Origin of the sequence: Streptomyces griseochromogenes, from assembly GCF_001542625.1 — a bacterium.
In the GTDB taxonomy this organism is placed as follows: domain Bacteria; phylum Actinomycetota; class Actinomycetes; order Streptomycetales; family Streptomycetaceae; genus Streptomyces; species Streptomyces griseochromogenes.
In genome coordinates, this window is the sequence record NZ_CP016279.1 from 3,807,914 (window position 1) to 3,821,307 (window position 13,394).

At 71.9% G+C, this 13,394-nt stretch carries 10 protein-coding genes; 8 read left to right on the top strand and 2 right to left on the bottom strand.

Annotation, left to right across the window (positions count from 1 at the left end; all coding sequences use genetic code 11):
• Position 1: 1 nt before the first annotated feature.
• From AVL59_RS16105 to AVL59_RS16125, 5 genes are read left to right on the top strand one after another with little or no spacing between them, the layout of a single operon-like run.
• Complete coding sequence (locus tag AVL59_RS16105) at positions 2–889, top strand: carbohydrate ABC transporter permease (protein ID WP_067304515.1); 888 nt, start codon at positions 2–4, stop codon at positions 887–889.
• Positions 886–1,797: a carbohydrate ABC transporter permease gene (locus AVL59_RS16110; RefSeq protein WP_067304518.1), complete on the top strand. Its 912-nt coding sequence runs from the start codon at positions 886–888 to the stop codon at positions 1,795–1,797. Before AVL59_RS16105 ends, AVL59_RS16110 begins: the two co-directional genes overlap by 4 nt.
• 36 nt (positions 1,798–1,833) lie before the next feature.
• A complete protein-coding gene (locus AVL59_RS16115; RefSeq protein WP_099053073.1) occupies positions 1,834–3,090 on the top strand; it encodes a glycoside hydrolase 5 family protein in 1,257 nt (418 codons plus the stop codon).
• Positions 3,087–5,093 carry an endo-beta-N-acetylglucosaminidase gene (locus tag AVL59_RS16120; RefSeq protein ID WP_067304520.1) on the top strand — a complete coding sequence of 669 codons (2,007 nt, stop codon included), beginning with the start codon at positions 3,087–3,089 and terminating at the stop codon, positions 5,091–5,093. The genes AVL59_RS16115 and AVL59_RS16120 overlap by 4 nt, the downstream gene beginning before the upstream one ends.
• Before the next feature lie 30 nt (positions 5,094–5,123).
• The gene (locus tag AVL59_RS16125) at positions 5,124–8,144 is read left to right on the top strand and encodes an alpha-mannosidase (RefSeq protein ID WP_067304523.1); all 3,021 of its coding nucleotides are present in this window, start codon (positions 5,124–5,126) and stop codon (positions 8,142–8,144) included.
• On the opposite strand, the gene AVL59_RS48130 is transcribed toward AVL59_RS16125, so the two are convergent.
• Both AVL59_RS48130 and AVL59_RS16140 read right to left on the bottom strand, forming a co-directional pair.
• Entirely contained in the window at positions 8,145–8,972 is an 828-nt protein-coding gene (locus tag AVL59_RS48130; protein WP_079146724.1) for a LysR substrate-binding domain-containing protein, read from the bottom strand. It lies immediately after the preceding gene.
• Positions 8,945–9,646, bottom strand: a complete 702-nt coding sequence (locus tag AVL59_RS16140) for a FadR/GntR family transcriptional regulator (RefSeq protein ID WP_067304530.1) — start codon at positions 9,644–9,646, stop codon at positions 8,945–8,947. Before AVL59_RS16140 ends, AVL59_RS48130 begins: the two co-directional genes overlap by 28 nt.
• A 164-nt stretch (positions 9,647–9,810) precedes the next feature.
• On the opposite strand from AVL59_RS16140, the gene AVL59_RS16145 reads away from it, so the two are divergent.
• Genes AVL59_RS16145 through AVL59_RS16155 form a run of 3 tightly spaced genes read left to right on the top strand, consistent with a single transcriptional unit; the run spans position 9,811 to position 13,392 of the window.
• Entirely contained in the window at positions 9,811–10,884 is a 1,074-nt protein-coding gene (locus AVL59_RS16145; protein WP_067304532.1) for a sugar ABC transporter substrate-binding protein, read from the top strand.
• Entirely contained in the window at positions 10,881–12,374 is a 1,494-nt protein-coding gene (locus AVL59_RS16150) for a sugar ABC transporter ATP-binding protein (RefSeq protein ID WP_067304534.1), read from the top strand. The genes AVL59_RS16145 and AVL59_RS16150 overlap by 4 nt, the downstream gene beginning before the upstream one ends.
• Entirely contained in the window at positions 12,367–13,392 is a 1,026-nt protein-coding gene (locus AVL59_RS16155; protein ID WP_067304537.1) for an ABC transporter permease, read from the top strand. The genes AVL59_RS16150 and AVL59_RS16155 overlap by 8 nt, the downstream gene beginning before the upstream one ends.
• Positions 13,393–13,394: the final 2 nt, after the last annotated feature.

Sequence of the window (13,394 nt, forward strand, 5' to 3'; positions counted from 1 at the left end):
GATGGCCGGCGTGTCGCGCGTGCGGCGCCAACTGCCCACCAGCCCCTGGCTGTTCGCCGCGCCCGGGCTGCTGATCACCGGCGCCTTCGTGCTCTACCCCTTCGTGTCGACCGTGGTGAACTCCTTCACCGACCGCCGCACCCTGATCCCCGGCCACTTCGTCGGCCTCGCCAACTTCCGCGAGCTGCTCCACGACGACATGTTCTGGACCGGTCTGCGCAACAGCACCCTGTACATCGTCGGGGTCGTACCGGCCCTGGTGATCCTGCCGCTGCTGCTCGCACTGCTGGTGCAGAAGAACATCCCCGGCATCACCTTCTTCCGGTCCGCCTTCTACACCCCGGTCGTCGCCTCCGTCGTGGTCGTCGGGCTGATCTGGGTGTGGCTGCTGGACGAACGCGGCCTGGTCAACTCGCTGCTTCGAACGGTGGGGATCGGACGGGTCGGGTTCCTCAGCGACCAGTGGCTGCTCCTGCTGAGCGCCATGGCCGTGACGGTGTGGAAGGGCCTCGGCTACTACATGATCATCTACTTGGCCGCGCTGGCGAACGTGCCGCGCGAGCTGCACGAGGCCGCCGCCGTGGACGGCGCGGGCCCGGTCCGCCGCTTCCTCACGGTCACGGTGCCCGCCGTGCGTTCCACCATGGTGCTGGTCGCCGCGCTCTCCTCGGTCGCCGCCTTCAAGGTGTTCTCCGAGGTGTACCTGATGGCGGGCCCGAGCGGCGGCCCGGCCGGCGAGGACACCACCCTCGTCATGCTGGTCCAGCGCACCGGCACCGGCCTGACCGGCCGCGTCGGCTACGCCTCGGCCCTCTCCGTCGTCGTGTTCGTCGTCACCGTCGCGCTGATGCTGCTCGTCCTGCGCGCCGACCGGAGGGAGGAGCCATGAGCGTCCTGGAGAGGGAGAAGGCGCGGCCCCGCGAGGAGCCCGTGGTCCGCCGCGGGCGCCGCGTCACCGACGGGCACGGCCGCCGGATCCGGGTGTGGGAGCTGGTCCTGCGCTATGCGCTGCTGCTCGCCGTACTGACGCTCACCGTCGGCCCGTTCCTGTGGCAGCTGTCCACCTCGCTCAAAGGCCCCACCGAAGACATCTTCAGCTCCCCGCCGACGTTCCTGCCGAGCCACCCCACCCTGCACAACTACCGCCGGGTCGCGGACACCATCCCCGTCTGGGACTACGCCCTCAACTCGCTGAAGGTCGCGAGCGCCAGCGTCGTCACCAACTGCGTCGGCTCGGCGCTCGCCGGGTACGCCCTGGCCCGCCTGCGCTACCGCGGGCGCGGCACGGCCACGCTGGTCTTCGTGCTGGCGATGCTCGTACCCGTGGAGGGCATCATCATCGCCCAGTTCACGACCATGCGGGAACTCGGCCTGAACAACACCCTCATCGGCGTCGTCCTGCCCGGTTCCGTCGCGGCCATGAACGTGCTGCTGATGCGCAACGCCTTCCGCAACCTGCCGTACGAGATCGAGGAGGCAGCCTACGTCGACGGCGCCGACGTCTGGCAGCGCTTCCGGCGCATCGCGCTGCCCTCGGTGAAGGGCACCCTCGCCGTCGTCGCGATCTTCGCCTTCATGGGCGCCTGGGACGACTTCCTGTGGCCGCTCATCGTGCTCAGCGACCCGGACAAGTTCACGCTCACCATCGGCCTCAACTATCTGCACGGCACCTTCGCCAACGACGAACGCCTGGTCGCCGCCGGCACCGTCATCGCCGTGGCCCCGCTCATCGCCCTCTTCGCCTGCCTGCAGCGGTACTTCTTCCGCGGGGTCGGCGAAGGCGCCGTCAAGGGCTGACCCCCGTACTCCGCCCGCAAGGAGCAAGGACACCGCATGTCCCGTGCCGTGCGCTTCGGCGTCAACTACACCCCGAGCGTCGGGTGGTTCCACCACTGGCTCGACTTCGACCTCGACTCCGTGCGCGCCGACCTCGACGCGCTCGCCGCCCTCGGCCTGGACCACATCCGCGTCTTCCCGCTGTGGCCCTACTTCCAGCCGAACCGCACCCTGATCCGCCCGCGCGCGGTCGAGGACCTGGTACGCCTGGTCGACGCGGCCGCCGAACGCGGCCTGGACGTCAGCGTCGACGGCCTGCAGGGCCATCTGAGCAGCTTCGACTTCCTGCCCGCCTGGACCCGCACCTGGCACCGGCGCAACCTCTTCACCGACCCGGACGTGATCGACGGCCAGGCCGCCTACCTGCGCACCCTCGCCGCCGCCCTCGCCGAGCGGCCCGCCTTCCTCGGCATGACGATCGGCAACGAGGTCAACCAGTTCGCCGCCGCACCTCACCCCGACCCCGACCGGATCACGGCTGAGGACGCCGAACGCTGGCTGACCCGGCTCCTCGCGGCCTGCGCCGAGGGCGCCCCGGACCGGCCCCATCTGCACGCCTCCTACGACGCCGCCTGGTACCAGGACGACCAGCCCTTCACCCCCGCCCACTCGGCCCGCCTCGGTGCCGTCACCGCCGTGCACTCCTGGGTCTTCAACGGCACCGCCCAGCGCCACGGCCGTACCTCCGTACCGGCCGAGCACCACGCCGCCTATCTGGTCGAGCTGAGCAAGGCCTGGGCCGAGCGGCCGCACCGGCCGGTGTGGCTGCAGGAGGTGGGCGCACCCGCGCCCCTCGTCCCCGCCGAGCACGCGCCCGCCTTCGCCGAGGCGACCGTCCGCAACGCTCTGGACTGCCCCGATCTGTGGGGCATCACCTGGTGGTGCTCCTACGACGTCTCCCGCGAACTGGCCGACTTCCCCGAACTCGAATACGGGCTCGGCCTGCTGACCCACGACCGGCGCCCCAAGGACATCGCCCGCGTACTGGCCGACGCGGCCCGCGCACACCATGAGCCCCCCGCCACGCGCACCACGGCCCTCGTCGTGCCCGCCGACCCGGCCCACCGCTCCCGCTGCGCCCCGGGCGGCCCCGTCTTCGACGCCTTCTTCCGCCTCGTCGCCGACGGCGCCCGCCCCACCACCGTCCTGGACACCCACGCGGACGACAAGGACCACCTCGCCGCCCGCGGAATCACCGAAGTCGTCACTCCCGGCCAGGTACTCCCCACCCCACAAGGAGGCACTTGCTCGTGAACCCCACCAGACGCACCGTTCTCGTCGCCGGGGCCGCCACGGCCCTGCTCCCGGGCGCTCCCGCCGTGGCCGCCGCCCGCCCCAAGGCCGTCGCCACCCCGCCGTACGCCTCGTACTGGTACCCGGACTCCTTCCCCTCCGGCAGCCCGAGCCCGGGTATCACCTGGCGCAGCCTGAAGACCTGGCGTGCGGCCGACGACCCCGACCTCGCCTTCAATGCCGCGTCCGTCCCACTCGCCGCCCGCTTCACCCCGACCCCGGCCAACACCACCGCGCGCTCCGGCCAGGCCCGTATCCAGTCCCTGGTCTCCTTCGGACCTACCTCCGGCAACCCCTCCCAGGGATCGGCCACCGCCGACTACTACGCCCTCACCCACTGGGCCTGCCTGGACGAGCTGGTCTTCTGGGGCGGCTCGGCGGGCGAGGGGCTGATCCTGGCGCCGAACGCGCCGATCGTGGACGCGGCCCACCGGCACGGCGTGCCCGTCCTCGGCACCGTCTTCCTGCCGCCCACCGCCTACGGCGGCCGGCTCCAGTGGACCCGTGACCTCGTCCAGAAGGATTCCTCCGGGCACTACCCGCTCGCCGCTCAACTCGTCGCGGTCGCGGCGGCCCACGGCTTCGACGGCTGGTTCCTGAACGCCGAGACGGGCGGCGGGAACACCGCGCTCGGCACCGCCATGCTCGCCTTCGTGAAGGAGCTGAAGGCGCTCGCGGCGGCCAAGGGACAGCGGGTGACCTGGTACGACGCGATGACCGTGAACGGGACGGTCAGCTGGCAGGGCGCGCTCGACAGCCAGAACCAGGCGTTCTTCCAGGCCGCCGACGACATGTTCGTCGACTTCCGCTGGAGCGCGGCCACCCTCGCGTCCTCGGGGACCAAGGCCGGCCAACTGGGACGCGGCCGCTACGAGTTGTGGGCCGGCGTCGACGTCGAGTCGAACGGGTCCGACACGTCGGTGGACTGGGACGCCGTCGTGCCGGCCGGGAAGGCGCACATCACCTCGATCGGCTTCTACCGGCCCGAGTGGACCCGCAACCACCTGCCCGACGGTCAGCGCACCCCCGGCGACTTCCACGCGGCCGACGACCGGTTCTGGACGGGGCGGTCGCTCGATCCCGCGCGGCCGGACGCGAGTGATCCGTGGCGGGCGCCGGCGGTGTCGGTGGCGGACCGGTCGACCGTGTCCTCGGTGCCGTTCGCGAGCGTGTTCAACACCGGGCACGGGCTGCGGTGGTACGAGGACGGAGCCGTCACCTCCGACGCGCCCTGGAACCACCTCGGGCTGCAGGATCTTCTGCCCTCCCGGCAGTGGGCCGTGCGGACGGCGGGGCGGCGGCCGTCCGTGTCCTTCGACTTCGCCGACGCGTGGCGGGGCGGCAGCAGCGTGCTGGTCGCCGGTGAACCGGATCGGCCGGCCGTGGTGGATCTGTACGCGACCCGGCTGCCGATCACCGCGAACACGGTGGTCGAGCTGACGCACCGGACCGACGCGGGACAAGTGAACATCGAGCTGGCTGTCGCCACCGCCGAGCCGAGCGGCGCCGGAGCGGCACCGCCGTACACCTGGCTGCCGGTCACCTCGGCCGGCACCTGGCAGACGTCGACCGTACGGCTCGCCGGGCTGTCCGGCACGGTCCATGCCCTCGGTGTCCGCCTGACCGCGCCCGGCGGCGGCCCGGTGCGCTGGCGGCTGGGCGGCCTCACCGTACGCGACACCGCCACGGCCCCGGCCGCCCCCACCGGCCTGCGGATCACCGCCGCTTCCGGAGGCGACCTGCGCTTCGCCTGGGATGCGGCTCCCGGTCCCGTGCGCCACTACGAACTGCACCGCCTCCTGCCCGACGGCACCCGCCGCTTCCTCGGCGGCACCTGCCAGCGCGCCTGCTTCGTCTCCGGACTGCGGCCCGCACAGGGAGAGACGGCCGCACGATTCGAACTGCGCGCAGTGGGGGAGCTGTACAACGCCTCGACTCCCGTGACCGTCACCCACCCCTGGTAATCATCCGGAACCCAGCAGGGAGCACCCCGCATGCATGACGACCGCAAGCTGGTCGAAGCCCGCCTGAGGCGCGTCCTCGACGAACGCATCCGTCCCGCCGTGTACCCCGAGTCCCTGCCGCTCCAGGTCGCGGTCTGGCACGCGCCGGGGGAGCCGGTGCCGGTCGCGGAGGGGCTGGCGGCCGAGCCCGTACCGATCGAGGTGGGCAGCCGGTGGGGTGCTCCGTGGGGCACCAGCTGGTTCCGGGTGACCGGAACCGTGCCCGAGGCCTGGGCGGGCCGGACCGTGGAGGCCCTGCTCGACCTGGGCTTCGACGAGAACATGCCCGGCTTCCAGTGCGAGGGCCTGGTCCACCGGCCCGACGGCACCCCGGTGAAGGGCCTCAATCCGCGCAACCAGTGGGTGCGCATCGGCGCCCCCGTCGCCGGCGGGGAGGAGGTGTGCCTGCACATCGAGGCCGCCTCCAACCCGGTCATCCTCGACTACCACCCCTTCCTGCCCACCTCGCTCGGCGACCGGGACACCGCCGGACACGAGCCGCAGTACACGCTCGCCCGGATGGACCTCGCCGTCTTCGACGAGACCGTCTGGCAGCTGGTGCTGGACCTGGAGGTGCTCGGCGAGCTGATGGCCGAACTGCCGGCCGACTCCGCGCGCCGCTGGGACATCCTGCGCGCCGTCGACCGGGCCCTGGACGCCGTCGACCTGCAGGACGTGGGCGGCACGGCGGCCCGGGCGCGTGCGCGGCTCACCGAGGTGCTGGCCGCCCCGGCCGTGCCGTCCGCCCACCGGATCAGCGCCGTCGGGCACGCCCACATCGACTCCGCCTGGCTGTGGCCGCTGCGCGAGACCGTGCGCAAGGTGGCCCGTACGACGTCCAACATGACCGCGCTCATCGAGGACGAGCCGGAGTTCGTCTTCGCCATGTCGCAGGCCCAGCAGTGGGCCTGGGTGAAGGAGCACCGGCCCGAGGTGTGGGCGCGGGTGAAGAAGGCCGTGGCTCAGGGGCGGTTCGTGCCGGCCGGCGGGATGTGGGTCGAGTCGGACACCAACATGCCCGGCTCGGAGGCGATGGCCCGTCAGTTCGTGCACGGCAAGCGCTTCTTCCTCGACGAGTTCGGCATCGAGAACGAGGAGGCCTGGCTGCCCGACACCTTCGGCTTCGCGGCAGGGCTCCCGCAGATCATCAAGGCGGCCGGGTCCAAGTGGCTGCTGACCCAGAAGATCTCGTGGTCGCAGACGAACACGTTCCCGCACCACACCTTCCGGTGGGAGGGCATCGACGGCACCCGGATCTTCACCCACTTCCCGCCCGTCGACACCTACAACTGCTCGATGAAGGGCGCCGAAATCGCCCACGCGGCCCGGAACTTCAAGGACAAGGGCAAGGCCCGGCACTCCCTCGCGCCGACCGGCTGGGGCGACGGGGGCGGCGGCACGACCCGGGAGATGGTCGCCAAGGCGGCTCGGCTGCGCGACCTCGAAGGCTCGGCGACCGTCGCCTGGGAGACGCCCCGGGCGTTCTTCGAGAAGGCCGAGGCCGAACACCCCGAACCGCCCGTCTGGGTCGGCGAGCTGTACCTGGAGCTGCACCGCGCCACCCTCACCAGCCAGGCCAGGACCAAGCAGGGCAACCGCCGCAGCGAACACCTGCTGCGCGAGGCCGAACTGTGGACGGCCACCGCCGCCGTACGCGCCGGATTCCCCTACCCGTACGAGGAGCTGGACCGCATCTGGAAGACGGTCCTGCTGCACCAGTTCCATGACATCCTGCCCGGTTCCTCCATCGCCTGGGTGCACCGGGAGGCGCGGGCCACGTACGAGCGGATCGCCGCCGAGCTGAACGCGATCATCGAGGCCGCGCAGCGCGCGCTCGCCGGCGAGGGTGAGGTGCCCCTGGTGTTCAACGCGGCCCCGCACCCGCGCGCCGGCGTCCCGGCAGGCGGGGCGGCGACACCGCGTGGTGACGGCGCGACGGCACTCGCGCCGCGGCCCGGCGGCGGACACGTCCTGGACAACGGCCTGCTGCGGATCGAGACCGACGCCCGTGGCCTGGTCGTCTCCGTCCACGACATCGAGGCCGACCGCGAGACGATCGCTCCCGGCACCGCAGCGAACCTCCTCCAGCTCCACCCCGACTTCCCCAACATGTGGGACGCCTGGGACGTGGACGAGTTCTACCGGAACACGGTCACCGACCTCACGGATGCCGACTCGGTGACGGCGGGCGAGGACGGCGCCTCGGTGCGGATCGTGCGGTCCTTCGGCGCCTCCCGCGTCACCCAGGTGCTGACGCTGCCGCCGGGGGAGCGGCGCCTGGTGCTGGACACCGAGGTCGACTGGCACGAGACGGAGAAGTTCCTGAAGCTGGCCTTCCCGCTGGACCTGCACGCGGAGCGGTACGCGTCGGAGACCCAGTTCGGGCACTTCCACCGGCCCACGCACACCAACACCTCCTGGGAGGCGGCCAAGTTCGAGGCCTGCAACCACCGCTTCGTGCACCTGGCGGAACCCGACTGGGGTGTCGCCGTCGTCAACGACTCCACGTACGGGCACGACGTGACCCGGACGGTCCGCACCGACGGCGACCGGGGTACGACCACCACGGTGCGCGTCTCCCTCCTGCGCGCCCCGCGCTTCCCCGACCCCGAGACCGACCAGGGCGTCCACCGCTTCCGGCACGCCCTGATCCCCGGCGCCCGGATCGCCGACGCGGTCCGCGAGGGCTGGCGGATCAACCTGCCCGAGCGGCGCACGACCGGCGCGGGTGCGGTCGCCCCGCTGGTCACGGTGGACAACGAGGCGGTCGTCGTCACGGCCGTGAAACTGGCGGACGACGGCAGCGGGGATGTGGTGGTGCGCTTCCACGAGGCGCACGGAGGCCGGGCCCGGGCGACCCTCACGGCCGGCTTCGCCGTCGAGGACGTCACCGTGACGGACCTGCTGGAGCGGCCCGGCGGCGACGGGGCCGCGCCGGTGCGGGACGGCGACCGGATCAGCGTGCGGCTGAGGCCCTTCGAGCTGATGACGCTGAGGTTGCGAAGGCGCTGATCACACGTCGCGCGGCGCCAGTGCGGCAAGGCGGTCCAGGACGTGGCGGGTGCCCGGATGCCCGCCCGTCCCGGCCCGGTGTACGGCGTGGACAGCGCGCCGTACCGGCACCCGCAGCGGGTGCGCGCTCAGACCCGGCGCGCCGGGGTCGGGCAGGGCGAGCCGGGGTACCAGAGCGACGCCGGCGCGCCGGGCGGCCAGCGCGCACAGCACCGCGAAGTCGCCGGCGACCGCGACCGGACGGGGCACGAAACCGGCCGCCCCGCACGCCCGTTGGGCCATCTCGTGGCAGGCGGTGTCGGCGCCGGGCAGCAGCCAGGCCGCGTCCGCGAGCGCGGTGAGGTCGGCGGCCGCACCCGGCGCCAGGCCGCGGCCGGCCGCCTCGGCCGGGTGCAGGACCAGGAACACCGGCTCCGTGAACAGGTCCCGGCGCTCGCAGCCCGCAGGGAGCGGGCGGGGCAGCAGGCTGTAGGAGTGGGTGACCGCGAGATCGACCTCGTGCCGGCCGAGCGCGGCCTCGGCCCGGTCGGGCTCGTGCTCGACCAGTTCGATCAGCGGAGCCTCGGGATCGGCGGGACCGTCCGGGTCCGGCCACAGACCCGGCAGCAGGGCACGCGCCGCGGACGGGAACGAGGCGATCCGTACCCGCCCTCGCTTGTGGCTGGGACGTGCGGTTCGCTGACCGTCGCGTTCTGACGGTCGCGTTCTGACCGTCGCGTTCCGGCATCGTGGACGGCGCTCGCCGAGCCGTCGTCCACGATGTGCATCGCCCCGCGGTCCCGGCCCCCCGCCTCGAGGACCTAGCCCCCGAGCTGCGCCCGCAGCCACTCCTCCACCTCGCCCACGTGCGCGGCCGCCGCCGCGCGGGCCGCCTCCGGGTCGCGGGCCGACAGGGCGCGGTGGATGGCGGCGTGCTCGCGGCGGGTGCGTGCGAAGGCGCCCTCCTCCTGGTAGCCGCGCCAGACGCGGGCCCGGAACGTGCGGGAGGACAGGCCCTCCAGGATGGCGGCCATCGTGTCGTTGCCCGCGGCGGCCGCGATCTCGCGGTGGAAGGCCAGGTCGTGGGCGAGGATCTCCTCGGGGTCGTCGGTGGCGTTCATCGCCGTCAAGTGCTTCTCCACCTCGGCGAGTCGGTCGTCGGTGATGCGGGCCGCGGCGAGCGCGGTCGCGGTGGACTCCAGGATCCGGCGCACCTCCAGCAGCTCCACCAGCCGCGGCCCCCGGGACAGGTCGGCCACCACCCCGAACGTCTCCAGCAGATCGCCGGCCTCCAGCGCGGTGACGTAGATGCCCGAGCCGTGCCGGGCCTCCAGGACGCCGAGGACCGTCAGCGCGCGGATCGCCTCGCGCATCGAGCTGCGGGAGATGCCCAGCTGGGCCGCGAGATCCCGCTCCGTCGGCAGGCGCTGGCCCGGCTCCAGCAGGCCCCCGGCGATCATCGCCTTGATCCGCTCGATGGCGCGCTGGGTCACCGTGCCCTTCTGCGGGGCTTCCTCGTCCACGCCGCTCCTCCCGTCACTGGGTGCGTCGCAGTCTAACCAGCGCAGTGGTCCGACCACTATGCGTCTGAGAGCGAGAAATTGCGTGCCGGAGGGTGTTCCAGCGTCTGAGTGGTCTGATAAGTATCCAGGCATCTGCTCGAACACCCTCGACGAGGAGCCGCGAGATGCCCGTCAGAACAGCGAGGAAGCAGAACAGGTCACGCATCACCGGCGTGGCGGCCGTGGCCGCCTGCGCCTCGCTGCTGCTCACCGCGTGCGGCAGCACCAAGGACACCGGCGCCTCCAGCGCGGACGGGGGAGGCGGCTCCGGCGAGGTCGGGGTGATCCTGCCCCTGCTGACCTCGCCGTTCTGGCAGTCGTACAACGACTACGTGCCCAAGAAGGCCGACTCCGAGGGCGTCGACGTGCTGAAGACCGTCAACTCCAACAGCGATCCCTCGCAGCAGATCACCGACATCAACAACGAACTCAACCAGGGCGTGAAGGGCCTGGTCGTGGCCCCGCTGGACAGCGCCGCCATCCAGGCCGGGCTCGACCAGGCCGAACGCAAGGGCGTACCCGTCGTCGCCGTGGACGTCGCGCCCGACAAGGGCAAGGTCGCCATGGTCGTGCGCGCCGACAACGTCGCCTACGGCGAGAAGGCCTGCGACTACCTCGGGCAGCACGTCACCAGCGGCAAGGTCGTGCAGATCATGGGCGACCTCGCCTCGGTCAACGGCCGCGACCGCTCGGAGGCCTTCAGGGCCTGCGTGAAGAAGAAGTACCCGAAGCTCAAGGTGCTGGAGATCCCCGCCAAGTGGGAGTCCGACTCCGCGGCCGCCAAGCTGGACACCCTGCTCAATGCCAACCCCGACATCAAGGGCATCTACCTGCAGGCCGGCGGCGTGTACCTCGCGCCGACCCTGCAGACCCTGAAGTCGAAGAACATGCTCAAGACGGCGGGCCACAAGGGCCACATCGCGATCGTCTCCAACGACGGCATCCCGCAGGAGTTCGACGCCATCCGCAAGGGCCAGATCGACGCCACCGTCTCCCAGCCCGCCGACGCCTACGCCCAGTACGGCATGTACTACATCAAGGCGGCGATGGAGGGGAAGACGTTCGAGCCCGGCCCGACCGACCACGGCTCGACCATCGTGAGGCTGCCCAGCGGCATCCTGGAGGACCAGCTGCCCGCGCCCCTGGTCACCAAGGCGAACGTCGACGACCCGAAGCTCTGGGGCAACACGGTCAAATGAGCACACCACTCGTCGAAGCCCAGGGGATCGTCAAACGGTACGGCCCCACGGTCGCCCTCGCCGACGGCCGCCTCACCGTCCGGCCGGGCGAGTCCCACGCGCTCGTCGGCCGCAACGGCGCGGGAAAGTCCACGCTCGTCACCGTCCTCACCGGCCTGCAGGCACCGGACGAGGGCACCGTACGCTTCGACGGCGAGCCCGCGCCCGCGCTCGCCGACCGGGACGCCTGGCGCCGCAGGGTCGCCTGTGTGTACCAGAGGCCCACGGTCGTCCCGGAGCTGACGGTCGCCGAGAACCTGTTCATCAACCGGCAGCCGCTCCGAAGGGGGTTCATCAGCTGGCGTCGGCTCAGGCGGGAGGCCGCCGAGCTGCTCGCCACCTGGGACGTGCACGTCGACCCCGAGGCCCGCACCGCCGACCTCAGGGTCGAGGATCGTCAAATGGTCGAGATCGCACGGGCGCTGAGCTTCGGAGCGCGGTTCATCGTGCTCGACGAGCCCACCGCCCAGCTCGACAACCGGGAGATCGAGCGGCTGTTCAGCCGGATGCGCGCGCTGCAGGACTCCGGGGTCACCTTCCTGTTCATCTCGCACCACCTCCAGGAGGTGTACGAGGTCTGCCAGACGGTGACCGTGCTGCGCGACGCCCGCTGGATCACCACGGCCCCGGTCGCCGAACTGCCACGGGCCGCGCTGGTGGAGGCGATGGCCGGGGAGACCGTCGCCGAGCGGGCGGCGACCGCACGGGAGACCGTGGCCGCAGGCGCGCCGGTCGCCCTCCAAGCGCACGGGCTCTCGTCGGCCTCGTACCAGGACATCGAGCTGACCGTCCGCCACGGCGAGGTCGTCGGACTGGCCGGCTCCAGCGGCAGCGGGAAGACCGAGCTCGCCGAGTCCCTCGCCGGACTGCACACCCCGACGAGCGGCACGGCCCGGCTCGACGGCCGCCCGCTCCCGTTCGGTGACGTCCGGGCGGCGCTCGCGGCCGGTGTCGGCTGCGTACCCCGCGACCGGCACGAACAGGGTCTGGTGACCGGGATGAGCATCGGCGACAACGCCACCCTGAGCGTCCTTGTCCGCCTGGGCCGGTACGGGTTCGTCGGCACCCGGCGCAGACGCGGCGTCGCCACCGACCTGATCGAACGCCTCGACATCCATGCCGAGGGCCCCGACCAGCCCGTCTCCGACCTCTCCGGCGGCAACGCGCAGAAGGTCGTCATGGCCCGTGCCCTGGCCTCCGATCCGCGGCTGCTCGTCCTGATCAACCCCACCGCGGGCGTCGACGTGAAGTCCAAGGAGTCCCTGCTGGCCCGGGTGGACAGTGCCCGCGAGGACGGCACCGCCGTGCTCGTCGTCTCCGACGAACTCGACGACCTGCGGCGCTGCGACCGCGTTCTCGTCCTCTTCCACGGCCGGATCGTCGCCGAGCACCCGGCGGGCTGGCCCGACCACGAGCTGATCGCCTCCATCGAAGGAGTGGACCATGGCTGACACCAAGGCTCCGCCGCTCACGCCCGTCAAGGTCCAGGGCGACCGCTCGGCCAAGGCCGTCCTGCTCCGTCGGGCCCGCGAACTCGCCCTGGTTCCGGCCTTGTTGCTGCTGATGGTGCTGGGCGCCTTCGTCAACGACTCCTTCCTCACCGAGCGCAACATCATCTCGATCCTCGGCGCCTCCGCGGCCCTGGCCATGGTGGTGCTCGCCGAGTCGCTCGTCCTGATCACCGGAAAGTTCGACCTGTCGCTGGAATCGGTGGTCGGCATCGCGCCCGCCGTCGGTGCCCTGCTCGTCCTGCCCGCCGCCCAGTCCGGCTGGGGCACCGAGTGGCCCACCGCGCTCGCCCTCGTCGCGATTCTCGCCGTCGGCGCCGTGATCGGCGCCTTCAACGGCATCCTCGTGGTCAAGTTCAAGCTCAACGCCTTCATCGTCACCCTGGCGATGCTGATCATCCTGCGCGGACTGCTGGTCGGTGCCACCAAGGGCAAGACGCTGTTCGGGATGCCCGACGCGTTCTTCAGCCTGGCCACGACGACCTTCCTGCGCGTCCCGATGTCCGTGTGGCTGGCGGCCCTCGCCTTCGTGGTCACCGGTCTCCTGCTGCGCCACCACCGCGTCGGCCGTGCCCTGTACGCGATCGGCGGCAACCCGGACGCGGCCCGCGCGGCCGGCATCCGGGTGGATCGCGTGATGCTCGGGGTGTTCGTCGCAGCCGGTGTGCTCGCCTCTGTGGGCGGGCTCCTGCAGACCGGGTACGTCGGCGCGATCAGCGCCAACCAGGGCAACAACATGATCTTCACCGTGTTCGCGGCGGCCGTGATCGGCGGTATCAGCCTGGACGGTGGCAAGGGCACCATGTTCGGCGCCCTCACCGGCGTCCTCCTGCTCGGCGTCGTACAGAACCTGCTGACCCTCGCGCAGGTGCCGTCGTTCTGGATCCAGGCCATCTACGGCGGGATCATCCTCGTCGCCCTCGTGATCGCCCGCGTGACGACGGGCCGGGCCCAGGACTGAAC

Excerpts from the sequence above, each read along its gene's own strand:
- AVL59_RS16105 (WP_067304515.1), top strand. The coding sequence starts at position 2 with ATGGCCGGCGTGTCGCGCGTGCGGCGCCAACTGCCCACCAGCCCCTGG.
- AVL59_RS16110 (WP_067304518.1), top strand. The coding sequence starts at position 886 with ATGAGCGTCCTGGAGAGGGAGAAGGCGCGGCCCCGCGAGGAGCCCGTG.
- AVL59_RS16115 (WP_099053073.1), top strand. The coding sequence starts at position 1,834 with ATGTCCCGTGCCGTGCGCTTCGGCGTCAACTACACCCCGAGCGTCGGG.
- AVL59_RS16125 (WP_067304523.1), top strand. The coding sequence starts at position 5,124 with ATGCATGACGACCGCAAGCTGGTCGAAGCCCGCCTGAGGCGCGTCCTC.
- AVL59_RS16145 (WP_067304532.1), top strand. The coding sequence starts at position 9,811 with ATGCCCGTCAGAACAGCGAGGAAGCAGAACAGGTCACGCATCACCGGC.
- AVL59_RS16150 (WP_067304534.1), top strand. The coding sequence starts at position 10,881 with ATGAGCACACCACTCGTCGAAGCCCAGGGGATCGTCAAACGGTACGGC.
- AVL59_RS16155 (WP_067304537.1), top strand. The coding sequence starts at position 12,367 with ATGGCTGACACCAAGGCTCCGCCGCTCACGCCCGTCAAGGTCCAGGGC.